The sequence below is a fragment of the Liquorilactobacillus nagelii DSM 13675 genome (assembly GCF_019444005.1).
Classification (GTDB): Bacteria; Bacillota; Bacilli; order Lactobacillales; family Lactobacillaceae; genus Liquorilactobacillus; species Liquorilactobacillus nagelii.
Window position 1 is genome coordinate 92,753 of record NZ_CP049304.1, and the last position, 24,309, is coordinate 117,061.

The 24,309-nt window shown below is 35.6% G+C and carries 22 protein-coding genes and 1 riboswitch; of the genes, 16 read left to right on the forward strand and 6 right to left on the reverse strand.

Translation table 11 applies throughout. From position 1 onward, the window contains the following. Window positions 1-42: 42 nt before the first annotated feature. Genes G6O73_RS00450 through G6O73_RS00475 form a run of 6 tightly spaced genes read right to left on the reverse strand, consistent with a single transcriptional unit; the run spans window position 43 to window position 5,689 of the window. Window positions 43-1,203 (reverse strand): serine hydrolase domain-containing protein, encoded by a 1,161-nt coding sequence (locus G6O73_RS00450; protein WP_057884727.1) that lies wholly within the window; start codon window positions 1,201-1,203, stop codon window positions 43-45. A 28-nt stretch (window positions 1,204-1,231) separates the two neighbouring features. After that, window positions 1,232-2,515 (reverse strand): D-alanyl-lipoteichoic acid biosynthesis protein DltD, encoded by a 1,284-nt coding sequence (gene dltD, locus G6O73_RS00455; RefSeq protein WP_057884728.1) that lies wholly within the window; start codon window positions 2,513-2,515, stop codon window positions 1,232-1,234. Further along, entirely contained in the window at window positions 2,512-2,760 is a 249-nt protein-coding gene (dltC, locus tag G6O73_RS00460; RefSeq protein WP_057884729.1) for a D-alanine--poly(phosphoribitol) ligase subunit DltC, read from the reverse strand. Before dltC ends, dltD begins: the two co-directional genes overlap by 4 nt. A 27-nt stretch (window positions 2,761-2,787) precedes the next feature. Further along, the gene (gene dltB / locus G6O73_RS00465; RefSeq protein WP_057884730.1) at window positions 2,788-4,014 is read right to left on the reverse strand and encodes a D-alanyl-lipoteichoic acid biosynthesis protein DltB; all 1,227 of its coding nucleotides are present in this window, start codon (window positions 4,012-4,014) and stop codon (window positions 2,788-2,790) included. Then, on the reverse strand, window positions 4,011-5,534 hold the full coding sequence (dltA, locus tag G6O73_RS00470; protein ID WP_057884731.1) for a D-alanine--poly(phosphoribitol) ligase subunit DltA: 1,524 nt from the start codon (window positions 5,532-5,534) through the stop codon (window positions 4,011-4,013). Before dltA ends, dltB begins: the two co-directional genes overlap by 4 nt. A 23-nt stretch (window positions 5,535-5,557) precedes the next feature. Next, on the reverse strand, window positions 5,558-5,689 hold the full coding sequence (locus G6O73_RS00475) for a teichoic acid D-Ala incorporation-associated protein DltX (protein WP_390624798.1): 132 nt from the start codon (window positions 5,687-5,689) through the stop codon (window positions 5,558-5,560). A gap of 237 nt (window positions 5,690-5,926) precedes the next feature. Between G6O73_RS00475 and G6O73_RS00480 the strand changes: the two genes are divergently transcribed. The 16 genes from G6O73_RS00480 (at window position 5,927) to G6O73_RS00555 (ending at window position 24,230) form a co-directional block, all read left to right on the forward strand. Further along, the gene (locus tag G6O73_RS00480) at window positions 5,927-6,991 is read left to right on the forward strand and encodes a YdcF family protein (RefSeq protein WP_057884733.1); all 1,065 of its coding nucleotides are present in this window, start codon (window positions 5,927-5,929) and stop codon (window positions 6,989-6,991) included. A gap of 319 nt (window positions 6,992-7,310) precedes the next feature. Then, window positions 7,311-8,543, forward strand: coding sequence for an arginine deiminase (arcA, locus tag G6O73_RS00485; protein WP_057884734.1), 1,233 nt, complete (start codon window positions 7,311-7,313; stop codon window positions 8,541-8,543). 16 nt (window positions 8,544-8,559) lie between these two features. Further along, a complete protein-coding gene (gene argF / locus G6O73_RS00490) occupies window positions 8,560-9,558 on the forward strand; it encodes an ornithine carbamoyltransferase (protein ID WP_057884735.1) in 999 nt (332 codons plus the stop codon). 37 nt (window positions 9,559-9,595) lie between these two features. Beyond that, entirely contained in the window at window positions 9,596-10,534 is a 939-nt protein-coding gene (gene arcC / locus G6O73_RS00495; protein WP_415592799.1) for a carbamate kinase, read from the forward strand. Window positions 10,535-10,669: 135 nt separating this feature from the next. Further along, the gene (gene arcD, locus G6O73_RS00500) at window positions 10,670-12,094 is read left to right on the forward strand and encodes an arginine-ornithine antiporter (RefSeq protein ID WP_057884737.1); all 1,425 of its coding nucleotides are present in this window, start codon (window positions 10,670-10,672) and stop codon (window positions 12,092-12,094) included. Between the two features lie 35 nt (window positions 12,095-12,129). Then, window positions 12,130-12,594, forward strand: a complete 465-nt coding sequence (locus G6O73_RS00505) for an arginine repressor (RefSeq protein ID WP_057884738.1) — start codon at window positions 12,130-12,132, stop codon at window positions 12,592-12,594. A 79-nt stretch (window positions 12,595-12,673) separates the two neighbouring features. Beyond that, entirely contained in the window at window positions 12,674-14,098 is a 1,425-nt protein-coding gene (locus tag G6O73_RS00510; RefSeq protein WP_057884739.1) for a basic amino acid/polyamine antiporter, read from the forward strand. A 19-nt stretch (window positions 14,099-14,117) separates the two neighbouring features. Next, window positions 14,118-15,719: an amidohydrolase gene (locus G6O73_RS00515; RefSeq protein ID WP_057884799.1), complete on the forward strand. Its 1,602-nt coding sequence runs from the start codon at window positions 14,118-14,120 to the stop codon at window positions 15,717-15,719. A gap of 82 nt (window positions 15,720-15,801) precedes the next feature. Beyond that, window positions 15,802-15,846, forward strand: a riboswitch (PreQ1 riboswitch). Between the two features lie 29 nt (window positions 15,847-15,875). Next, window positions 15,876-16,862 carry a nucleoside hydrolase gene (locus G6O73_RS00520; protein ID WP_057884740.1) on the forward strand — a complete coding sequence of 329 codons (987 nt, stop codon included), beginning with the start codon at window positions 15,876-15,878 and terminating at the stop codon, window positions 16,860-16,862. Window positions 16,863-16,878: 16 nt separating this feature from the next. Then, on the forward strand, window positions 16,879-17,442 hold the full coding sequence (locus G6O73_RS00525) for an ECF transporter S component (RefSeq protein ID WP_057884741.1): 564 nt from the start codon (window positions 16,879-16,881) through the stop codon (window positions 17,440-17,442). A gap of 173 nt (window positions 17,443-17,615) precedes the next feature. Further along, a complete protein-coding gene (locus tag G6O73_RS00530) occupies window positions 17,616-18,305 on the forward strand; it encodes a response regulator transcription factor (RefSeq protein ID WP_057884742.1) in 690 nt (229 codons plus the stop codon). Beyond that, window positions 18,292-19,281 carry a sensor histidine kinase gene (locus G6O73_RS00535; RefSeq protein WP_057884743.1) on the forward strand — a complete coding sequence of 330 codons (990 nt, stop codon included), beginning with the start codon at window positions 18,292-18,294 and terminating at the stop codon, window positions 19,279-19,281. The genes G6O73_RS00530 and G6O73_RS00535 overlap by 14 nt, the downstream gene beginning before the upstream one ends. Before the next feature lie 81 nt (window positions 19,282-19,362). Continuing rightward, a complete protein-coding gene (locus G6O73_RS00540) occupies window positions 19,363-20,121 on the forward strand; it encodes an ABC transporter ATP-binding protein (RefSeq protein ID WP_057884744.1) in 759 nt (252 codons plus the stop codon). Further along, window positions 20,118-22,025, forward strand: a complete 1,908-nt coding sequence (locus G6O73_RS00545; RefSeq protein WP_057884745.1) for an FtsX-like permease family protein — start codon at window positions 20,118-20,120, stop codon at window positions 22,023-22,025. The genes G6O73_RS00540 and G6O73_RS00545 overlap by 4 nt, the downstream gene beginning before the upstream one ends. Window positions 22,026-22,258: 233 nt before the next feature. After that, window positions 22,259-23,287, forward strand: coding sequence for a branched-chain amino acid aminotransferase (locus G6O73_RS00550; protein WP_057884746.1), 1,029 nt, complete (start codon window positions 22,259-22,261; stop codon window positions 23,285-23,287). A gap of 22 nt (window positions 23,288-23,309) precedes the next feature. Continuing rightward, window positions 23,310-24,230, forward strand: coding sequence for an L-lactate dehydrogenase (locus G6O73_RS00555; protein ID WP_057884747.1), 921 nt, complete (start codon window positions 23,310-23,312; stop codon window positions 24,228-24,230). Window positions 24,231-24,309: the final 79 nt, after the last annotated feature.

Sequence of the window (24,309 nt, forward strand, 5' to 3'; positions counted from 1 at the left end):
GTCGTTAAGCTTTTAAGATCAGTTTTTGATATTTTCTATCAATTAAGCAGGATTAATAATTTGATATAGCTGACTAGTAAGGGTTGTTTGAATCGCTGCTTTGGAATTCCAGTGGTTAGTCAATAAGACAACAGCATCTTGTCCACTTGAGCTCATTGCGACACTACTTTCAAAGCCAAACCCAATTCCATGTATTCGGTTAAATTGGGTTAACGGGTACATACCAGCTACGTAAGGATCTTTTGAAGTAGTTTGATATAGTTCAGCTTTACTTTGACTCGAAAGTAAAGTTCCATTACGTAACGCTGCAAGTGATTGATACAGATCCCAAACACTCATATAAATATTACTAGCACCAAATTCTCGCGAAATTTCGTATTGCTTAATCTTTTGAGCTTGCCATTGATTATTATTAAAGTTATAACCAATCGGTTGCTGGGGATTATTGAGATACATAAAACCAGTATTTGTTAAGTTCAACTTATCAATTATTTTTTGTTTGATCAGTTTCTCGTAACTTGTTCCAGTTAGTTTGGTTACCACACCAGCTAAAAGAGTATAGTTAACCTCTTGGTAATTAAATTTTCCTAGTTGTTGGCTGCTATATTTGAGATGGCTCAAATTATACTTCAAGACGCCTTCATCGGAAGCTAAATAATTCATTTGTTTTGGTAATTGGTAACCAGAACACATATTTAACATATCTCGAATGGTAACAGTTTGTCCGCCGGGAATTTTAGGGTAGAACTTACCGATTTTATCAGTAAAATTCAACCGATGTTCTTGAATTAGCTGCATTATTAAATAAGCCGTTAATCCTTTTTGAATCGAATTAATTGGATAAACAGAATTAATTTGATTCAATTTTCCGGTGGTGTTGTTGGCATTGCCAAAAGCTTGTAAGTAGATAATTTTACCATTTTTAACTAACAAGCAGGTACCACTAAACTTATTTTTGTCGAGTTGTTTTTGTATCGCAGTTTTCTCAACGCTAGGTAAAGAATCAACTTTTTCAGCGGGTTCATGATTAACAAATTTAATGCCATCACGAGTATACGTCAATTGTTGAAGATGCTTTGAAGTTACGGGCTTTTCTTGCCCAGCTCTCACACTATTTTTATACTTAAAAAACCCACCGACTAAAACAAACCCCATCAATCCCAATAAGATAGTTGTCATTAAAACTGCATAAAATTTTTTCATTCAGTTACTTCCTTTAAGCAAGACTCAATTATTCATGGGAGAATGCCTTGAGGTTTTGTTCAGTTGGTTCAAGTTGTTGCCAATTTTTGTTTAAGAATTTCTGTTGTAAGTGATAATTTGTTTTTTGGTTTTTTTGAGCCATAAAATTGGCAACGCGTTTATCAAATTTAACCCAACCGACCCAACCAATATGAATAGTATCTTCCATAAAGTAGGGAGTGTTCCCTTGATGCGAGTAATCGGCAATGTTGTTAAAGCCTTGCTGATGCAATTGATACTTAATTTTACGGACAGATTGGTAATACATCTTCATGTCCAGTCCAGTGTAATTAGCCCATTTACTGTTTATAGGTTGAATCATAAATAAAACCTGGGTATGCTGCTTAGCAAACTGTTTTAAAACTAACTCGAAATCTGAATACTCAGGTGATTTCAAATAGTCAAAGTTTTTTTCCGCGTTTTTTAACATCGCTTTTTTTGATTTAACTCGACTAGCATAAAAACTATTTAAAATACCAAATTGATTATTGGTAGTTTGTTGTTTGGCATCACTACGAGCTAAGCTTTTTAGGTCTTGATAATTATACTTAGCAGGTAGACGATCGATTTTAGGAGCAATACGTTTTTCGTAATTTTCATTCGGACGAAAACGTGAGAATAACTGGTCTTCGTGAATTAAAAATTTACGTTGAATTGCAATTGTTTGATAATTTACCCAAGTTAACTTATGACCGGTAGCAATCTCATGAGCCATTTGACCAACGCGGTCGTTAGCACCGAGAAGCTGAACTAACCGGCGAGCGAAGTAACGATCATAAGCAGAGTTTGGATCAGCATGTTGCAGCCAAGTTAAATCTGCTAGGTCGCCATTGTAATATTTAAAGGCCGCTGGAGAGATCCCTTGTTTAACAAACCACTGTGGTGAAATAATAAAGACTGCTTTTCGGTTTTTAAGTTGGGGCATAATTGTTTCCATCGATAAAACTTGTGGCAACGATTGCGCACCCTTTTTCCCTAAAAGAAAAGGTCGATAATTATGATATCTGGCAGCCATTACAGAAGGATGAAAACGATCCATCCGTTCTAATTCACTAGAACCAAAAAACGGAACATAATGAGTAGTTTTGTTATCCAAGGCTTGCTTTTTTAAAAATTGATTTTTAAAAGTTGCTGTATCAAGCGAAACAGCAGCCTCTTTCAAAGTTTGCGAAGAAACTTTGAAATTTAACGGTAATAAGAAAAGGCCAATCAGCATTAAAACGGCAATTATGATTGGACCGAAAATCGGCCACAGTCGGTAATTTTTTTTCACTTTTGTAACTTCCTTATTTGATCACAGATTTTGTCTAAGGTATCCCATTGTGAACGATCAAATTCTGAAACAGGAACTTCAATATCAAGCTCATCTTGAAGTTGAACTAACAACTCAACAGTTCCCATTGAATCAAGGAATCCGTTACCAAAAAGGTCTTGGCCATCCCATCCCTTAACTGTTTCTTCATCAGTAGAAGTTACATCGGCTAAAACTTCAATTACTTTGTTTTTAATATCATCCATTAAAATTCACTACTTTCTTTTTATTTTTTAAAATTTCCCGCCAAACCAAAACCGATTTAAAAAACCGGAGAAAAGCAGGAAGCTTAACATGACAAAATTGAAGGTGATTACAATCGCAATAAATTCAGTAAATTTATTATGTGGTAACCATTTCAAGTGTTTCTTCTTTAAACGTAGCCACCAATCATTGATGATTAGCCCCAAGCCATGCATCAATCCATAAAGAATGTAATACCAAGTCAAGCCATGCCAACAGCCCATCACAAACATATTTAGAAGGTAGGCCAGTGAAGACAAGGTGTTGCGGTTTTTAATCCATTTATGGCGAGTAGCGGTAAAAACAAAACGCATAAAGATATAATCACGGAACCAAAACGACAAAGTCATATGCCAACGATTCCAGAACTCTTTAATGTTCTTTGATAAGAACGGTTTATTGAAGTTCATTGGCGTTTTGACACCCATCAAATAACTGATGGCAACTGCAAATAATGAATAGCCAGCAAAATCAAAGAAAAGATACAAGCCATAGACATACATGACGCCTACTAGGTACCAAGTGAAATGCGGACTGTAAAACATAGCTTTAGCTTCAAGCATTGGTAGTAAACGTGAGCCCAAAAAATAGGAAAGGACAAATTTATACAAAAATCCTAAGAACAAGTAATGTACGGCTTTATCAACCATACCAAGATATTCTTGTCGGTCAGGAACTTTTTGATAGTCTTTTTCAAAACGCCGAAAACGATCAATTGGTCCCGAAGTAATGGCCGGCATGAATGCCATAAAGCGAATAAAATGTCCCGTGTTAAATTCTTTAATAGCTCCATCACGGATCTCAATCAAAGTTCCTACAGCTCGGAAAGTTAAATAACTGATTCCTAAGAACCCAATAAGCGAATTTTTGCCCGAAACTGCTGGAGTAACCTTGACAATAATTATTGGGATCAATAACAAAAGTGTCCAGAGATAGAAGACTAAGTTGTTATTAGCTTTTTTTCGATATTTGAAGTAAATTAATACTAAAATTGTTTGCCAAGCAAGGAAAGCAATCAATGCAATCAGTTGCGGCCAACTGCTGGCATCAAACATCAAATAAATGAATACAATGTTCACTAAGACTTCATATTTAACTAGTCGTTTTCCAAAATACAGGCTGATTACCAAAGGCGTGATTGCCAACAATAAGTAGATAAAATAAATTGGCGTCCCGTAAACTTTTAAATTCGGGAGGCTGTTAAGAATATCAATCAAGAATTTGCCTCCTTGATTAACTGCTTAACATCAATTTTACCATTGGGTGATAAGGGCAATTGATCACGAAAAACAAATTCAGTCGGCATCATATACGGCATAATTACACCTTGTAATTCCTGACGAATGCCTTGAATCAGCTCAGTTTCTGTTTTGAAATTATTGGGGTTAGCAATAATATAAGCGACTAAATGTTTTGGACGTTGATTGCGGTCATACTTAGGAACCGCAACCGCTTGTTTGATGTAAGAGCATTTTTCTAATGAAGCACGAACTTCATCCAACTCAATGCGGAAACCATGCAATTTAATTTGAAAATCACAACGTCCATGATAGTAAAGTAAACCATCTGGTCCATAGTGACCTAAATCACCAGTATGATACGCTGGTTGACCATCGAGTTCGAAGAAAGCTGCTTTAGTTTTGGCTGGATTATTTAAATAGCCACTAGAAACACAAGGACCACTAATAATAATTTCACCGATGTCGCCTTGCTTAACCGGTAGCCCATCACTCCAGATTGATAGATCGACTTGGGGTTCAGCTGTTCCCAATGGGATACGTTTAAGTTCTGAAAGTTGAGATTTATCAACTTCCCAAGCACTAACGGCTACCGTAGCTTCAGTTGGACCATAAGTATTAAAGATTCGAGCATCTGGGAAGCGCTTGGTTAATTTTTTTGCTAGCTTGACAGTTAACTCTTCACCACAAAGTAAAAATAGTTGGAGATTCGGTTTCTTTTCCGCCTTAAACTCAGGTGAAAGGCAAAACATTTCAGCTAATGAAGGTGTTCCAACAAAAACTTGAAAATCTAATTGTGGTAAGATGCTGAACAGCGAGCTGAAATCATTGACTGCTTCCCGCGGCAAAGCTTTAATTGTACCACCACGTAAAACTGAGCTTAACCAATACATATTAGAAACATCAAAGGAATACGGTACCTGTCCTAAAAAGTTTGGCTGCTCAGGAATACCAAATTCAGGGCCTAGTAACCAAGTGATAAACAAGTTAATGTTTTGATGACTAATCGGAACTCCCTTAGGTGAACCAGTTGTGCCGGAAGTAAACAAGATATAAAAAGGTGTTGTTTCCGGTACAGTCAACTGTTTATAGCGATGCTGCTCATTAAAAATTTCTTGTAATTGTTCAAGATTGATGATTTCTCGGTCTGCTAGAGCAGCAATGTCAAATGGAAAATCATCAATTAAGATAACCGTTTTTGGATCAGCGGTAGCCAAAATTGATTTAATTCTCGGTAGGCTCGAAGATGAGTCTACGGGAATGTATGGATGTCCTGCAAAAGCACATCCTAAAAATGTTGCAATCATTTCAAATTGATGATCACCAAAAACCAGAATCGGACGATGGTCTGGTTGGCTTTTTTCTAAAAATCCAGCTAAAGATTGAACATTTGCTTCCAACTCTTGATAGGTGTGTTGTTTGCCAAGTTCGTCATAGGCAGTATGCCCTGAATTTTTTTCAAGTGCTGCCGTTAGCTTGGATATTAAATTTTCGGTCATCGAAAATCCCCCTCTAAAAGAAGCTAGAATTCATTATAAATAAATGGTTCTTGTCCAGCTCCGTAATAACCATACAAATAAATTAAGATTAGTAACACAGCAAAATAAAATAAGGTTTTACCGATAAAGGAAATTATCGGATGATATCGTGCCAATTCTTTCAATAATAAATTCCCCTTTTAAAAAAATTGCTTTTACAAGCTTTTTCCATTATATATGCTTTGTAATAATTTTGAAACATAAATTAGTTAATCTTAGTTAAACGTTAAAGAACTTAACTGGACTAGGAATTTAATTAATGGAAATTTAATAATCAAGCAGTTTTTAGCTAGAAAACTCTTAAAAAAATGGTACTCTTAAAAGGAAAATGTTAAACGATAGGAGCAGGATAAATGCATTTTAATATCGGAACCTGGATGGTTATCATTAGTTGGTTATTTTTTTGCTTGAGCTGTGGGATGTTGATATTTAGTTTGAAAAAAAACAAATTTCGTTTATTGAATGGGGTTTTAGGAAATAGTGCCCTACTACTTTTAGGGGTAGCAGTTTCTTTTACTATTATGTACAGTCAAATCTATTTTTTAGAAAGAGCTTTGATAATTGCAGCAGTAATAATTATTGTACCGTTAGCATTACTATATTTTTCAATGGGCTTTTTGCTGTTATGGAATGCAGCAATTGTTTGGCGTAAGGAAAGTCATTCATTAGGAAATATGTTAACCTTGATTATTGGAATTTGTTTAATTTTGAGTCCATTATTTTCCCGGGTAGTAAGAAGTTTTCTTTCACCTTATGTAACTTCATTGTTATTTGGTTTAATTGGAATTGTTGTTTTTTATTTTGTTTTTTGGTTGGGAAATTTCATTACCTCGTTTTTAATTACTCGGTTATTTCGGCCGCGGTGGGACAAAAAATATATTATTGTGCTAGGTTCAGGTCTGATAGGGGGCAGTCGAGTATCACCTTTACTAGCTTCTAGAATTATGAAAGCTAAGGAGTTCGGAGAACAGCAATTTCAAAAAAATGGATTGCGACCACTAATTATTTTTTCTGGTGGTCAAGGTCCGGATGAAAAATTACCTGAAGGTCAAGCAATGAAAGATTATGGTTTAGCTCATGGTATGCAAGACTTTACTTTGATCGCTGAAACCAAATCCAAAAACACTTATCAAAATATGTTATTTTCAAAACAAATTTTGGAGGAAAAGCAAATTGATTTAAAGGCTGGCTTATTTGCCACTAGTGACTATCATACTTTTCGGGCTGCAGGTTATGCTCGTTATGTCGGACTAGATATTGATGGTATTGGCGCAAAAACTAGTAAATTTTTTATTCCAAATGCATTTTTACGCGAGTATATTGCCATTTTGATGAATCATAAATTCTTTCATCTTAGTATGTTGTCAATCTTAGTGATAATTGATATTTTTGCTAGTTGGGGTTTTAACGTGAAGTAATAAATAAAAAAATAATAACCAAGAAGAGCGAGAAAACATTTTGTTTTCTCGCTCTTTTTGGTTATTAAATTCAAATTATAAAAAGTACTGATTCTAATTGTTCACTAATTTTTCCTAGAAAAAAATTTATACATTTTCTATTCATTTTTTTTATAAATTTCTTTTTTAAAACGAATATTGAATAAAAAACTGTGAATATACATTTGCATAAATACTTTTCTAAAAGTGTGCAAAATCCTTTAAAAATAAGGATTGATAGCGATTTCAACTAAAGGTAATATGATGATGTAATAAAAAATATACAGGAAGGTGATTTTTTATGTCAGGTCCAATTAATGTAAAATCCGAAATCGGTAAGTTGAAAGCAGTTATCTTGAAGCGTCCCGGAAAAGAAGTTGAAAACATTACTCCAGATACAATGCCACGCTTGTTGTTCGATGATATTCCTTATTTACCGATTGCTCAAAAAGAACATGATGATTTTGCTAGAGTTCTTAAAGAAAATGGGACAGAAGTTTTATATCTTGATGACTTAGTTGCTGAAGCTTTAGAAGAAGAAAAAGTTCGCCAAGAGTTTCTTGAAAGAATGATTTCAGAATCAGGTTTTCAAACTGGTAAAACTGCCACGGCTTTAAAAGAATACCTTGATTCGCTGGATTCATTAACCATGGTTCAACGTATTATGGAAGGAATCAGAAAAGAAGATGTCCAATTAAAATCATTTGATTTGAGGGAAGCATCGGAAGACAGTGACTATCCATTTTTAATGGATCCAATGCCTAATTTATATTTTACACGTGATCCAGCAGCTTCAATTGGTACTGGATTGAGCATTAATCACATGACTTTTGCTGCTCGACGAAGAGAGTCTTTGTTTATGGAATATATTATTGCTTATCATAAACGCTTTGCTAATCAGGGTGTACATGTTTGGCGAAATCGAAATCATAATACGCGAATTGAAGGTGGGGATGAACTTGTCTTGAGCAACCATGTCTTAGCGATCGGAGTTTCTCAACGGACTTCTGCTGAAGCGATTCAAGACATTGCTGGAAGCTTATTTGAGAATGCTTCTGGATACGATACAGTCATTGCAATTAAGATCCCTCACAATCATGCGATGATGCATTTGGATACTGTTTTTACCATGATTAATTATGATCAATTTACAGTACATCCAGCAATTTTAACTAAAGATGGTCAGGTAGATAGTTGGATCTTGCATCCTACCAAAGATGGAATTTCTATTGAACATCAGCGTGATTTAAAACAAGTTTTAAAAACTGCGCTTAATCTAGATGACCTAGACTTAATTCCAACCGGAAATGGAGATCCCATCGTGGCACCTCGTGAACAGTGGAACGATGGTTCAAATACATTGGCAATTGCCCCTGGAGAGGTAGTTACCTATAACCGTAATTATGTATCAAATGAGATTTTACGCAAGCATGGTTTAAAGGTACATGAAGTCTTATCAAGTGAACTTTCACGTGGCCGTGGGGGTCCAAGATGTATGTCTATGCCAATAGTTCGTGAAGATTTAAATAAATAAAGAGGAGAAAAATAAAATGTTCAATGTTCGAAACAAAAGTTATTTGACACTCATGGATTACACACCTCGTCAAATGGAGTACTTGCTTAATTTAGCTGAAGATTTAAAGAAAGCAAAATATGCAGGGACTGAACAACCTAAGTTAAAAGGAAAAAATATTGCATTAATTTTTGAAAAAAGTTCTACTAGGACTCGCTGCTCTTTTGAAGTTGCTGCTTATGATCAAGGAGCACATGTTACTTACCTAGGACCTTCAGGAAGTCATATGGGACATAAGGAATCAGTAAAGGATACCGCTAGAGTTCTCGGAGGAATGTTTGATGGAATTGAATACCGCGGTTTTTCACAACGAACGGTTGAAACTTTAGCTAAGTATTCCGGTGTTCCTGTTTGGAATGGCTTGACTGATGAGGACCATCCAACACAAGTTTTAGCTGATTTTCTAACTGCAAAAGAAGTCCTAAAGAAAGAATATAAGGATATTAAATTTGCCTTTGTCGGTGATGGTCAAGATAATGTTTCAAATGCTCTTATGATTGGCGCAGCCAAAATGGGAATGACTTATCATGTCGTTTGTCCGAAAGAATTAAATCCAGAAAAAGAGTTGCTTGAAAAAGTTGAGAAAGTTGCAGCTGAAACAGGAGCAGAAATTAAAGTATTTAATGATCTGGCTGCGGGTGTAGCTGATATGGATGTAATTTATGGAGACGTTTGGGTCTCAATGGGAGAAGCTGACAGTGTTTGGGAAGAAAGAATAAAGTTGTTGCAACCATATCAAATAGACAAAAAATTGATGGGGTTAACTAATAATTCACACGCGATTTTTGAACACTGCTTGCCAGCCTTTCATAATATTGACACTGAAGTCGGCAAAGAAATTTTTGAAAAATACGGAATTTCTGAAATGGAAGTTACAGATGAAGTCTTTGAAAGCAGTCAGTCAGTAGTCTTTCAAGAAGCTGAAAACCGGATGCATACTATCAAAGCCATCATGGTGGCAACTTTAGGAGAATAAAAGCCTAAAAATCAACCATGAGAGGATGGATAATTTTATGAAAAAAATAGTTGTTGCCTTAGGCGGAAACGCGATTTTGTCGAAAGATGCTAGTGCTGAATCTCAACAAAAAGCGATTTTTAAAACGGCTCAAGTCTTAGCTGAATTTATTAAACGGGGTCATCAGTTAGTGATTACACATGGTAACGGACCACAAGTTGGAAATTTGTTATTGCAGCAAGTGGCAGGAAGTAGCGATAAGAATCCGGCCATGCCATTAGACACAATTGGAGCTATGACTGAGGGCAGCATTGGGTATTGGATGCAAAAAGCTTTAGGAGAAATTCTTCAAAAAGCAGGAATTTCAAAAACAGTAGCGACTGTGATAACGCAAACACAAGTTGCAGCTGACGACCCAGCGTTTAAAAAACCGACAAAACCAATTGGTCCTTTTTACGACAAGATTGAAGCTCAAAAAGCCAAAGAAAAAAATCCTGACTATGTTTTTGTTGAAGATGCTGGTCGAGGATATCGGCGAGTAGTGCCTTCTCCAATTCCTGAAAAAGTAGTTGAATACCCCTTAGTTGCAATGATGCTTGAAAACGGCATGGTTCCAATTGCAGCTGGCGGCGGTGGAATTCCAGTATCGCAGAATAAAAATCATCAGATTATTGGTCAAGAAGCTGTGATTGATAAAGATTATGGAGCAGCAAAATTAGCTGAAAGTATAGGTGCAGATGAATTAATTATTTTGACAGCGGTTGATTATGTATTTGTGAATTTCAATCAACCAGATCAAAAAAAATTGACTAATACAACTGTGGCCGAATTAAAAAAATATATTGCTGAAAAACAATTTGCAGCTGGAAGTATGTTGCCAAAAATTAATGCAGCAATTGAATTTGTTGAGGCAACTCAAGGTAAGGCAATAATTACATCTTTAGATAGAGTTACAGATTTATTAGAAAAAGGAGTGGGGACAATAATCACATCATAGTCTTGCTTAGTAATTAGTTTGGCCATTTTCTAAGCAGATTGGTTGGATGGATGGAAATCAGGTTAGTGTAAGCAAAATGCTTAGGAAAACTTGGTTTCCATTTTTTAGGGTATTTGAAGCTAAGGAGATGAAGTTATGAAAGATAACAAACTGAGTTTAACTGAATTAGTTGGATTAGTTGTTGGCTCAATTATTGGTGGTGGAATCTTTAACTTGATGCGTGATATGGCCACACCGGCCTCAGCAGGTTCGATTATTTTAGGCTGGATTATTACCGCTATTGGCATGGTTATGTTAGCGCTGTGTTTTCAAAATTTGAATATGAAACGTCCTGATTTAGATGCAGGTATTTATAGCTACGCTGAAGCAGGTTTTGGTAAATATATGGGATTCAATTCAGCTTGGGGATATTGGATTTCAGCCTGGTTGGGTAATGTTGGTTATGCAACCTTGTTAATGAGTGCAGTGGGATATTTTATGCCCATTTTTAAAGATGGACAAAATATTTATTCAATTATTGTTGCATCGTTAATTCTTTGGGGATGTCACTTTTTAATACTACAAGGAACGAAATCAGCATCATTTATAAACACAATTTTAACTATCGCCAAACTTATTCCAATCGGAATCTTTTTAGTGGTAATGTTTATTTCTTTTAAAATTGGAGTTTTCACGACTGATTTTTGGGGAACTGTATCAAAACATTTTGAATTGAAACCAGTTTTGTCTCAGGTTAAAGGTACAATGCTGGTAACTGTTTGGGTTTTCATCGGGATTGAAGGTGCAGTCCTTTTTTCTGGTAAGGCTAAAAAAAGATCAGATGTTGGAAAAGCTACTATTTTAGGTATTGTTACCGTTATTTTAATTTATATGCTTGTTACTTTGCTGTCATTAGGGGTAATGACACGACCAGAATTAGCAAATTTGAGGCAACCAGCAATGGCTTATTTGTTGCAATCGGTCGTTGGTAAATGGGGTGCAGTTCTAGTTAATTTGGAATTAATAATTTCAGTTGCGGGTGCTTGGTTATCATGGACGATGTTTGCTGGTCAGTTACCTTATGAAGCTGCAAAAAATGGGACATTTCCAAAATTCTTTGCGAAAGAAAATCAACATCAAGCTCCAGTTAATTCATTGTTACTGACAAATGTGCTAGTCCAATTATTCTTTTTTACGTATTTAATATCAGACAGTGCATATAATTTTTTCTATTCTTTAGCAAGTTCTGCAATTCTGATCCCATATGCTTTTTCAGGATTTTACCAATTAAAGTATTCTTTGGAAGAAGAAAAAACTACTGCAGGGCGTACGACAAATATTGTCATCGGATTAATTGCTAGTATTTATGCTTGCTGGTTAGTATATGCTGCGGGAATGAAATATTTATTGTTGACAACTCTTTTGTTCGCACCCGGAATCGCATTCTTTTATGTTATGCAGAAAAACGATAATCACCAATCTAAGATTTTTTCAAAGCAAGAGTTGTTGGTGGCTGGAATAATAATTGCTTGTGCCGTTTGGGCTCTTTGCTTAATCTTTCTTGGCAAAATCACCTTTTAAAATAAAAAAAGTAATATAAATGAGGAATGATTATTTTGAATAGAGAAAAAAGAAGAAAACTAATTGAATTGTTGATTGTTCAGCATGAAGTTTCTACTCAAGATGAATTATTGAACTTACTTAAGGAAAATGGAATTGAATCGACACAAGCTACTATTTCACGAGATATTCGTGAATTGAATATCGTTAAGCGCAGCGACGATCAGGGGAAAATATATTATACCCAAGAAAGAATGGATCGTCGAAAGGAAATCGAAAAGTTATATCAATTCATTGAAATATCAGTCTATAGTATTCAACAGATTCAATTTATGAATATTATTCGGACGAGTCCCAATTATGCCAATGTATTGACAGCAATTCTGGATGGATTGGAGTTAATAGAAATAGTCGGAAGTATAGCTGGTTATGATACGATTATCATCATTAGTTCAAATATTAGTGATGCTACAACAATCAATAACATATTCAAAACTCATATTGATCCGGATCTACAATGAATTTTTGCTAGTAATTTTTAATCAAACGGCTCTTACAAAATGATAATGTGTTACAGACTTTTTGGCGAAAGGATATTTAATGAAAGCTCATATACACAATTCATCAGAAAAAATTGGGTTAATTACTTTAGTTTCGATTGTAATAACCTCGGCACTAGGATCCGGAATTTTTACAATTAATATCAATTTAGCTAAAGCTGCACCAGCTGGATCGGTAATAATTGGTTGGATGTTTGTCGGGTTTGGAACACTTATGTTGGCTTTATCGATAAATTACTTAGCTGTAAAAATGCCTGAACTCGAAGGCATTTTTTCATATGGGCAAGCAGGATTTGGAAACTTTATTGGATTTTTTTGTGGCTGGGGATATTGGTTGTCAGCCTGCTTAGGTAATGTAGCATTTGCGGTTATTTTGATGAGTTCTTTTAGTTTCTTTTTCCCTGTTTTTCAAACTGGTCAAAATTTAACTTCGATAATTACAGCTAGTCTTATTTTGTGGGGATTGATAATACTAGTTAATCATGGAGTTGAAAGTGCGGCAATTTTAAACACTCTGATTACTTGCTGTAAATTATTACCATTATTGTGTTTAATTGGATTAGGAATTGAAAATTTTAACTTTTCTATATTTATGAGTAATTTGTGGCAAAACAGTAATTCATTAATTGAAAAAAACAACATAGATTTAATTGGTAAACAGGTTAGAGGGTGCATGCTGACGATGGCATGGGTGTTTGTTGGAATAGAAGGAGCAACAACCATGGCTAAACGTGCAAAAAATAAGTCAGATGCAGGGAAAGCAACTGTTTTGGGGATGCTTTGTCTGTTGGTACTATATGTACTGGCTTCAGTACTACCATATGGCTATTTATCAAGAGCTGCTTTATCAAATTTAGCACAACCATCTGGAGCTTATATCTTTAAATCAATGGTTGGCAGCTGGGGTGGACCATTTATTAATTTAGGAATCATAATTTCAATTTTGGGTGCTTGGTTATCTTGGACAATGTTACCAGCTGAGACAACTAGTTTAATGGCAGAAAAAAAATTATTGCCGGTTGTATTTAATAAAAAAAATAAATTTGGAGCACCAACATTTTCTTTAATAATAGAAGGAATAATGTGTCAAATATTTTTGTTGGTAATTTATTTTGCAGCAGATGCATATAATTTGGCTTATTCATTATGTACTTCTTCGATAATAATCTGTTATATTTTTGTCGGACTTTTTCAAATTAAAACAGCTTTAAAAAACAAAGTTAGCAAAGAAAAATATATTAATTTAATTATTGGTTTACTGACGGTTTTTTTTGAAGGTGCAATCATCATTTTTGTTGGCTTAAAATATTTGTTTTTATGTTTTATTGCCTATTTGCCCGGATTGCTCTTCTATCTTTGGGTAAAAAGGAAAGAGGCTTTTGTATTTTCTAAATTTGAAGTCATTGAGATCGGACTTTTATTATTAGGAAGCTTTTATGGCCTTTGGATTATCTATAATTTATAATGTAAAATGGGGTTTTTGGATGAAAACGTTATTGAAAAATGGAAATATTTTTATCGGAGAAGATGAGCAAAAATTTTGTAAAGCAATGATAATTGAAGATGATAGAATTTTTTGGACGGGTAACAATTGGAAACGCCTTGTAGAAAATATTGATCAAATAATTGATTTAAAAAGTGCAACAGTTTTGCCCGGATTGATTGACGTTCATACACATCCTAAATATATTGCCGATGCATTACATGGAGTAGCCTGCACGCCGCCTAATGTGAACAGTATAATTGAAATGCAACGGGCATTAAAACAAGCTAAAGAATATGGTGATCAAGGAAAGTGGATTGAAGGATGGGGCTTTGACGAAACTAAATTAGCTGAACATCGAGCTCCTAACGTGATTGATTTAGATCAAGTTTCAGTTGAGCAACCAATTTTTATTTACCGTTCTGATTGTCATTCATCAGTTGGAAATTCTAAGGCATTAGAGTTAGCTGGTATAGATAGGGACACACCCGATCCATTAGGTGGAAAGATTAAACGATTTGAAAATGGAAAACCAACTGGATTTATGCAGGAGATTACGGCAACTCAATTGTTGATTAAAGCCAAATCAAGTCAAAGTTATGCACAGGATGTTACCAACATGGTGGCTAGCAGTAATCACTATTTAAAAAATGGAATTGTAGCTATTGGTGAGTTGATGGGACGGAAAAAGCCCTATGATACAGTTGAACTTTACAGAGATTCAATCAAGCGAGGCTTCGTTCCCAAAATTGCCGTTTATTATGTTTATGATGAAATTTTGGATAACGAAACTGAATTGGGTAATTTTAAAATGCTAGAACAGCAATTTTCGCAAATTAACATTTGCGGAATAAAAATTTTTATGGATGGCAGTATTTCAGGAGAAACAGCCTTTACAAAAAAACCTTACCAAGATGGTAAGCGAGGAATTTGTTTTCTTGACAAAGCAGCTTTGAAAAAAAGAGTTGATTTTGCTCGAGAACATCATTTGCAGTTAGCAATTCATGCAATGGGGGATGCAGCAATTTACTGTGTATTGGAGAGTACTGAAAATTTAGCACCTTGGTTACAAGATCGCCCATCAATTAGAATTGAACACGCTACCTTATTAACCGATAAGCTGATTCAGCGGTTAAAGACCGCTAGAATGAAATATGCTGTTGTTACACAACCTATTTTTTTATTTGCTGAGAGTGATTCATATTGTAAATATTTAAATTTTCAGCAGTTGCAGCTTGTATATCGGTTAAACTCATTAATCAAAGCTAAGATTTTATTGGCTTTAAGTTCTGATGCACCATGTACGCCATGGTTTGAACCTGATAGCCCTTTTTATAGTATATATGCAGCAGTTACTCGAAAAGCGGCAAATGGAATGTTAATTTCAGCAGCTGAGGGAATAACTGTCAATCAGGCTGTTTTAGCATACACGAAATGGGCTGCCATAATTGGTGGGTTTTCACAGAATGGAGAATTAAAAGCAGGCAAAAAAGCTGATTTTGTTATTTTGAGCGATAATATTTTTAAGGTTTCTTATAAAAGAATTAAAGATATTCAGGTGATTGAGACTTGGGTAAATGGTAAAAAAGTGTATCATACTTAATTTGTATTTAAAAAATGTCAGCTTTGTTTTTGGCTGAATTTCCTTTATAATAACAATTGTGCATTTATCAAATGAGCTAACAACTCGACTGGTTCGTGAACTTCCCAGGATAAAAAACCAAGTATCTCAGCCTAAGGGGCGTAAGGAGGTTGGAAAATGAATGCCAAAAAAGCTAAATATCAAGTTATTATTGACTGTGATCCAGGAATTGACGACTGCCTTGCTTTGCTACTGGCATTAAAGTCGCCGGAAATTGAGATTTTGGGGATTACAACGGTTAGTGGTAATGTTCCGGCAGCTTTAGGGGAGAAGAACACCCTAAAGCTGCTTAATTTTGCCCATAGATTGGATATTCCCGTTTATTGTGGGTCAAAGCAACCATTAAAAAGGGATTATGTTAGTGCACAAGATACTCATGGAATGGATGGCTTAGGCGAAAGTGCAATTTCTGAGATAACAACGGTTCAACCGCAGAAGCTTGATGCGGTTAGTTTTATCAGTCAGACACTGGCAACTCGAACTAATGTAACGATAATTGCAATTGGTCCCTTGACCAATTTAGCTAAGTCACTACAACAACAGCCAATCGCATGGCAGAACTGCTGTGATTTGATATCAATGGGTGGGACGTTTAAGAGTCCAGGTAATTGTTCACCGGTAGCCGAATATAATTATTGGTGTGATCCAGATGCTGCTGAATATGTATTTCAGCATGCTCCTTTACCAATAAAAATGGTGGGATTGGACGTAACCCGAAAAATCGTTTTGACACCGAATATTCTAGAATATATTCGACAAAAAAGTCCGACGACTGGCGAATTTATTACGGCAATTACACGCTTTTATTTTGATTTTCACTGGAAACAAGAAAAAGTAATTGGCTGTGTAATCAATGACCCACTAGCAGTGGCCTATTTACTTGAACCGAATCTTTGTCAAGGGTTTGCAGCTTATACAACGGTTGAAACGACTGGCAAAGCAATTGGTCAGACACTGGTTGATTCACAAAGCTTCTGGCATCGTTCGCCAAATAGTTTTATTTTAACTCAAGTTGACGCTCAAAGATTTATGCACATATTTTTACAGCGGCTAATCAAAGCTACTGATCCAGAATTGACAACAATTCTGCAACAAATTATGTAAAATAGAGGGGTTAACTATGTTAAAAAGACGTCTTTCACTGCAAGCAATTACTTTAATTGCTTTAGCAGCTGCTTTAAATATTGTTGGCAGTAACTTAGCTTTATTATTGCGCTTGCCGGTATATTTGGATACTATCGGAACGATTCTGGCTGCTGCCTTACTTGGTCCGATAGCCGGAATGTTAGCTGGTGGAATTACTGGGTTGATTGTTGGGTTTACTACTGATTTAATGTCACTTTATTTTTTGCCAGTTCAATTAGTTATTGGGTTAACAGCGGGATTTGTTTTTCATAAATGGCAACCTGATCACTGGCAGTCACTAGGGTTAACGGCTTTATTGATTTCGTTACCGGGCTCAATTTTTTCTTCAACAATTGCATACTTTTTGTTTCACGGAATTACTTCATCAGGTTCAAGTATTATTGTTCAGTTATTGATAGGTGCTGGGCTTAATAAAGCAGCAGCGGTTTTAATTGTCCAGTTTATTACCGATTATTTCGATCGCTTAATTGGTGTCAGTGTCGTTGCGGCATTATATCGGGTTTTGAAGACCCGAGTTAAACCTTCAATCTGGCAATAAAAAGCAGTTTTTAAAAATAAATTTGGTCAACAGGTTAAACTAGTGTTAATTCGTTTAACCTGTTTTTTTTAGTTCTCGAAAATGATATGTTTAAATTAATAGATTTTGATAATTAACTGGACAGGTTTCGTTAAGTGAGTTACTAAGAATTTTTGAGGGAGAATAATTTAGCTATGCAGAAAATTTTTATTGTTGAGGATGATCAAGCAATTATTCGAGCACTACAAGTGGGACTAAAAAAGTGGAACTATCAAACACAAACAGTCACTGATTGGGGAAATATTACTACTGAGATTTTAACAGCACAACCGGATTTAGTGATTATGGATATCACTTTACCGATGTTTGACGGCTTTTACTGGACCGGTAAATTACGCGAAAGTTCTCAGTTACCGGTCATTTTTTTATCGGCAGCTGAATTGGATCCGAATGCTGTTCGAGCTTTAGCCTTAGGGGCAGATGATTACATAGTTAAGCCATTCTCGGTGAATGTCTTAGTTTCAAAGATTCAGGCGATTTTTCGTCGAATGAAACTTAATCAAACTGAAATAAATGAACTTAGTTTTGAAAACTATCATTTGAATATTTTGACCAATAGTTTAACGATTGGATCAGAATATGTGAAATTAACTCCTACTGAAGGTGTAATTTTAAAATTACTATTTTTAAATGCAGGTAAATTAGTTGGCAAGAAACAGTTAATGAATGAGCTCTGGCAAGGTGGCAGTTTTGTTGATGAGGGGGTTCTAAACGTTAATATCAGTCGTTTACGAAAAAAGTTATCATCACTTAAGCTGGCTGAACAATTAATTACAGAAAGAAAAAAAGGTTATCGATTGGTGAAAAAAGATGATAAGAAATAAGAAGTTTGTAGTTTTAATGTTAGTAGAGCAACTGCCTTTATTGCTAGCATATGGGCTATTACTAAGCTTAATTTGGGTGTTGATAAAATTAAAAGAACCAATCACATCATTACCACAAGATTTATTACGTTTTTCCTGGCTGCCTTTTGTGATTTGGATTTTTTGGCGATGCTGGCGAACCTATCAGTCACAGCAGGACTTAAAGCAAGCGTGGGAAAATGAAAAATTGCCAGCCAAAAATCCAGGCACCGCAATAGCTGCTAGCTATTATCAACTACTGCAGCTAAAAGTTCAACAGCAAAGAGAAAAAAACGGACAGCAACGAATCCAAGCTGCACAACGGACAGATTATTTACGTTTATGGAGTCATGAAATTAAATTGCCATTAACTGCTTTAAAACTGGCGGCTGAAAACACCTCACAAGTAAGCAGTGAAGAAATTATAACTCAAATAGGATTAATTCAAAATCAGTTAGATTTAATGTTGAATTATGAACGCTTGGCTGATTTTCATCATGATTTGACATTTGAAAAATTTTCATTAAAAGATCTTTTGGAAGACTTACTGAAAGAAAATGCTGTTTTTTTTATTGACCGGAAATTGCGGCCTACAATTGACTTGAAAAAAGATGTGCAGTTGACTTTAGACAGGAAATGGTTGCATTTTTGTTTACAACAAGTAATTTTTAATGCAATCAAATATTCATCTGTGGGATCTGAACTGCATTTAAAGTGGTCTAAGGCGACATTAGTGATTCAAGATTTTGGTTGCGGTATTAAAAGTGATGAATTACCTCGAATCTTTGAAGCTGGCTTTACGGGTGAAAATGGACGACGGCAACAAGCAGCAACAGGGATGGGGTTATATCTCGTTAAACAAATTGCTGAAAAATTAGAGTTAACAATAAAAGTTAAGTCGGTGGTTAGTCAGGGGACAGAGGTCTATTTTATTTTTCCTAATAATAACAATCTGTAAGGTTAACGGCTTGACTGTAACTAAAATTCAAGCTGCTAACCTTTTATAATTTATTTTAGAAATAGCAAAGGAGAACTAAAAATGAGACTTTTAAAAATCGAGCATCTTCAACGGAACTTTTCTGAAGGAAAATTGCAAGTTCAAGCTTTAAAAGATATTTCTTTCACAGTTGATGCCGGCGATTACGTGGCAATCATGGGAGAGTCAGGAGCTGGTAAAACAACATTATTAAATATTATTGCAACTTTGGATCAGCCTAGTAGTGGCATCATCGAACTTGAAGGGCGCCAACTTGGTCGAATGAAAGAAAATCAAGCAGCGCGTTTTCGCAGAGAACATTTGGGATTTGTTTTTCAAAACTTTAACCTACTAGATACTTTTAACAATCGGGATAATATTTTTTTGCCCTTAGTACTAGCAAGGACAGCCTATGAAAAGATGGAACAGCGCTTGATACCTTTAGCAAGACAACTTCAAATTGTTGATTTATTGGATCGTTTTCCGTATGAAGTTTCTGGTGGGCAAAGACAACGAATTGCAGTTGCGCGCGCGTTGATTACACATCCAGAATTGTTGTTGGCAGACGAACCAACGGGAGCTCTAGATTCAAAAAATACGAATGCTTTACTAGATCTCTTTGACACAGTTAATGCTGCAGGACAAACGATATTAATGGTAACCCATAGTGCGGCAGCTGCCAGTTATTCGAAACGAACACTGTTCATTAAAGATGGAGTTATTTATCATGAGCTTTACCGGGGCAAACAGCCACGCAGTGCGTATCTTGAAAAAATTTCGGCTAGTTTGACAGCCCTGTCAAGTGAGAAGGTGCAGCGATGATTGAGATACGTTTAGCTAAAGCCGATCTTAAACATCATTGGCAACAAAATAGTTTATTTGTTTTAGCCAGTTCATTGATGATTGCCATTAATTATATTTTCTTAAGTTTGATGGCAAATCATAGTTTGGCCGATAGTAGTTATGGAAAAGTAATTATTAATTTATTAGCTCTCGGAAAGAATTTCACCTTAATCGTGGCAATTTTTTTTATGTTTTATGCAAATAGTTTCTTATTGCGCCAGCGTGACCGCGATTTAGGTTTATACAATATGTTAGGAATGACCAAAAATAATTTGCGGCAAATTTTACTGTTTGAAAAATTATTTTTATATCTGGTTAGCGTACTAGTAGGCCTGATTTTGGGGACAACATTTATTAAGTTAGCTTTTATCATTTTGCGGAATTTGTTAAATAACTACCATCTTTATAGCAAATTCTCGCTTGATCAATTAATGCAAACTTTTGTTTTTTTCGGTGGGGTTTTCTTGTTGCTGTTTATTTATGATTGTTGGCGATTGCGGCAATTAAGACCAGCAGCTCTCTGGCAACAAGCTGTTCAAGCTGAAAAAGAACCTCAGGCCAAACGATTGTTAGGAATTGGTGGTTTATTAATTTTAGGTTGCGGCTATTGGCTTGCCATTAAAACAAAACCGAATATGGCTGGTATTTCTAATTTTATGTTGGCGGTCATTTTGGTTGTAATTGGGACTTATGCAGTGTTTACTGCGGGAAGTATTTTATTATTGCACCTTTTGAAAAGTAAGCAAAATTTTTATTATCAGCCGGAACATTTTATCGGAATTTCGGGAATGCTTTATCGAATGAAACAAAATGCAGCTGGTTTAGCGACTATCTGTATTTTGTGTACGACAATTTTAGTAACGCTAACTAGCAGCGTTAGTTTAGTTGCCGGCCAACAGCAGTTGCTTTCGTCATGGAATCCATTTGAACTAATGCTTACCACGAAGGAGCCGCTAAATCCAAGTCGCGTTCAGCAAATAGCGCAGCGCAATCAAGTCAAGTTAAAGCAAAATCAGCAGTTGCAAATTACAAGTCCGATATATGGCAGTTTTAGTCGGAATGGGTATTTTAAATCAGGGATGACAAGCAAAGCTTCGGTTTCATTATCGGTTATAACTTTAGGAGAATTTAATCGAGTTCAACATCAAAATGTTAAACTTAAAGCTAATCAAGTTTTAGTCGATAGTCCTGCTGGTCAACGATTGACACAAATGGTGATTAAAGGCAAAATTTATCGAACTAAAGGATATATTAATTTAAAAGCTGGAAATGTGGATCACTCGATTTTTCAACCGGTTTTTCTAGTAGTTTCAAGTAATAAAATTGCTCGCCAAATTAGTTCCTCACACTGGATTTATCAATCTGGTTTAGATGTATCCGGTTCAGCTAAGAATCGTCAAAATTTGGCTACTCAACTACAGCAAACATTACAGTTAGACAACGGTAGTTTTTCTTATCGCCCAGAAATGCAGAAATTTTTGCGGGCAACATTTGGCAGTTTATTATTTGTTGGAATTTTAATCAGTTTTGCGTTAGCAATTACGACTGCTTTAATTATTTATTACAAACAGTCTGCCGAAGGATTATCGGATCAGCAGCGTTTTAAGACTATGCAGCAAGTAGGCTTGAGTCAAAAAGAAAGTCGTCAAGCAATTTATGGTCAAGTTTTGCTGGTCTTTATGTTGCCAATTGTTGGCGCAGTAATTAATACCGTATTTGCATTGCCAGCTCTCAGCAGTGTCTTGAAAATATTCTCTTTATATGACGGTTGGTTATTATTACGAGTTTGTGTGCTGACAATAGCGATTTTATTAATTGGTTACCTACTGGTATATAGTTTAACGACAAAAGTCTATCAACGATTAGTCAATCGAAGTAACTAACTTTAAAAAATAATTTATTGTCGAATAATTATTAATTAAAAAAGGTGTTTGACAAAAAAGATCAAGATAATTATACTAGCCTTAAATAAATAATAAAATTCTTAGAAAGTTTCAAAGAAATTTGGCTGTTAACATTGAAAAATGTGCTATTTAATGATAGTAAGTGACTTGACGAGATTTTTTATTTATGATAGTTATTTAATTTATTTAAACTACTCATAGGGGGAATTATTATGACAAAAGCAGTTGCTGCTGACATGGATTGGAACAATTTAGGATTTAAATATTGGGATTTGCCATATCGATATCAGGCGGTTTATAAAGATGGCAAATGGCAAAAAGGCGGTTTGGTCGAAGATTCTAATTTGACACTTTCCGAAGCTGCTGAAGATTTTCATTATGGTCAAGAAGTGTTCGAAGGCTTAAAAGCTTATCGCTGTAAAGATGGTAGTGTTAATCTTTTTCGGCCAGAAATGAATGCTAAACGAATGCAAGACTCAGCTAAGAGATTATGTATGGCAACTTACCCAATCGATGATTTTGTCGCTGCGGTTAAAGCAGTTGTTAAAGCTAATCAGGAATTTATTCCACCTTATGGAACAGGCGGTTCATTGTATTTACGCCCATTTATGATTGGAACTGAACCAATGGTCGGCGTTAAGCCATCCAAAACATATGTATTTCGTGTATTTGCAACTCCAGTTGGAGCGTACATCAAAGGCCTGACTCCAATGCCATATTTTGTTAGCGAATTTGATCGGGCCGCTTATGCAGGTACTGGTCAAGCTAAAACAGCTGGAAATTATGCAGGTAGTCTTTATCCAGCAATGCAGGCTAAGAGCAATGGCTTTGCGGATTGTTTGTATCTTGATCCACGAGATCATAAATATATTGATGAATTTGGTGGGGCTAACTTCTATGGAATCACTAAAGATGGTCAATTTGTGACACCAAAGTCAGATTCTATCTTGCCATCGGTAACTAAGAAATCATTGTTGGAAATTGCTGGCGATTTGGGAATGAACCCCACAGAAACTCAAATTAAAATGGAAGACTTTGATCAATTTACTGAAGCCGGAGCGATGGGAACGGCGGCCGTTATTTCACCGGTTGGTTCTTTGACTTATAAGGATCAGAAATTTGTACCATTTAGTGAAACTGAAACTGGCCCAGCTACTAAAAAACTTTATGATGAATTAACTGGTATCCAAATGAGTGAACGTCCAGATAAACGTGGTTGGGTCCAGAAAGTAGAACTTTAATTTAATCAAGCGGAGGGAAAAAATGGCACGAAAAATCGGCGTGATCGGCATGGGAAATGTTGGCGCAACTGCAGCCCACTATATTGTGGCAAATGGTTTTGCTGACGAATTGGTGTTAATTGATAAACGTAGCGAAAAAGTCAATGCTGATGCATTGGACTTTGAAGATGCAATGGCAAATTTAAAGAGCCACACCAAGATTATTGTTAATGATTATGCAGCTTTAAAAGATGCTGATGTAATTATTTCTGCGATTGGTAAAATAGAATTGCAAGATAATCAAGATGATGATCGTTTTGCCGAGTTGCCTTTTACTCGAGCAGCAGCTAAAGAAGTTGGTGCTAAGATTAAAGCTGCAGGTTTTAATGGGATAATGGTAGTTATTACTAATCCAGTTGACGTTATTACTTCAATCTACCAAGAAGTCATTGGTTTACCAAAAAACCATGTTTTAGGTACAGGTACATTACTTGACTCGGCGCGTATGAAACGTGCAGTAGCTCGTGAGTTAAAAATTGATCCCCAGTCTGTTTATGGCTATAATCTAGGCGAACATGGTAATTCACAATTTACTGCTTGGTCAACTGTGCGCGTTTTAGGTCATCCAATTACTGAAATTGCCGCGAAAACAGGGTTAGACTTGGCAAAACTAGATCAGGAAGCACGTGAAGGCGGCTTTAAAGTCTTTCATGGGAAAAAATATACAAACTATGGAATTGCTACAGCAGCTGTCAGATTAGCACTTGCTGTTTTAACCGATTCACGGACAGAACTAGCTGTGTCAAATTACCGAAAAGAATGGGAAACATATCTGTCATATCCAGCTATTGTTGGTCGAGATGGTATTGTTGAACAACTTGATTTTGATTTAACTGATGAAGAAATCAAAAAATTAGCTCGGTCAGCAGATTATATTAAGACTAAGTTTGCTGAATCAAGATAAAAATAATTTTACCGCAGTCTGTCAAACGACAGGCTGTATTTTTTTGCCTTTATAAAAGTATATACTTTTATAAACATAG

Bases quoted from the DNA above. Each gene is read 5' to 3' on its own strand.
- dltA (WP_057884731.1), bottom strand. From the start codon at position 5,534: ATGACCGAAAATTTAATATCCAAGCTAACGGCAGCACTTGAAAAAAAT.
- argF (WP_057884735.1), top strand. From the start codon at position 8,560: ATGTTCAATGTTCGAAACAAAAGTTATTTGACACTCATGGATTACACA.
- arcA (WP_057884734.1), top strand. From the start codon at position 7,311: ATGTCAGGTCCAATTAATGTAAAATCCGAAATCGGTAAGTTGAAAGCA.
- G6O73_RS00540 (WP_057884744.1), top strand. From the start codon at position 19,363: ATGAGACTTTTAAAAATCGAGCATCTTCAACGGAACTTTTCTGAAGGA.
- arcC (WP_415592799.1), top strand. From the start codon at position 9,596: ATGAAAAAAATAGTTGTTGCCTTAGGCGGAAACGCGATTTTGTCGAAA.
- G6O73_RS00450 (WP_057884727.1), bottom strand. From the start codon at position 1,203: ATGAAAAAATTTTATGCAGTTTTAATGACAACTATCTTATTGGGATTG.
- G6O73_RS00555 (WP_057884747.1), top strand. From the start codon at position 23,310: ATGGCACGAAAAATCGGCGTGATCGGCATGGGAAATGTTGGCGCAACT.
- G6O73_RS00520 (WP_057884740.1), top strand. From the start codon at position 15,876: ATGAATGCCAAAAAAGCTAAATATCAAGTTATTATTGACTGTGATCCA.
- G6O73_RS00550 (WP_057884746.1), top strand. From the start codon at position 22,259: ATGACAAAAGCAGTTGCTGCTGACATGGATTGGAACAATTTAGGATTT.
- G6O73_RS00525 (WP_057884741.1), top strand. From the start codon at position 16,879: ATGTTAAAAAGACGTCTTTCACTGCAAGCAATTACTTTAATTGCTTTA.
- arcD (WP_057884737.1), top strand. From the start codon at position 10,670: ATGAAAGATAACAAACTGAGTTTAACTGAATTAGTTGGATTAGTTGTT.
- G6O73_RS00535 (WP_057884743.1), top strand. From the start codon at position 18,292: ATGATAAGAAATAAGAAGTTTGTAGTTTTAATGTTAGTAGAGCAACTG.
- G6O73_RS00510 (WP_057884739.1), top strand. From the start codon at position 12,674: ATGAAAGCTCATATACACAATTCATCAGAAAAAATTGGGTTAATTACT.
- G6O73_RS00515 (WP_057884799.1), top strand. From the start codon at position 14,118: ATGAAAACGTTATTGAAAAATGGAAATATTTTTATCGGAGAAGATGAG.
- G6O73_RS00545 (WP_057884745.1), top strand. From the start codon at position 20,118: ATGATTGAGATACGTTTAGCTAAAGCCGATCTTAAACATCATTGGCAA.
- G6O73_RS00530 (WP_057884742.1), top strand. From the start codon at position 17,616: ATGCAGAAAATTTTTATTGTTGAGGATGATCAAGCAATTATTCGAGCA.
- G6O73_RS00480 (WP_057884733.1), top strand. From the start codon at position 5,927: ATGCATTTTAATATCGGAACCTGGATGGTTATCATTAGTTGGTTATTT.
- dltC (WP_057884729.1), bottom strand. From the start codon at position 2,760: ATGGATGATATTAAAAACAAAGTAATTGAAGTTTTAGCCGATGTAACT.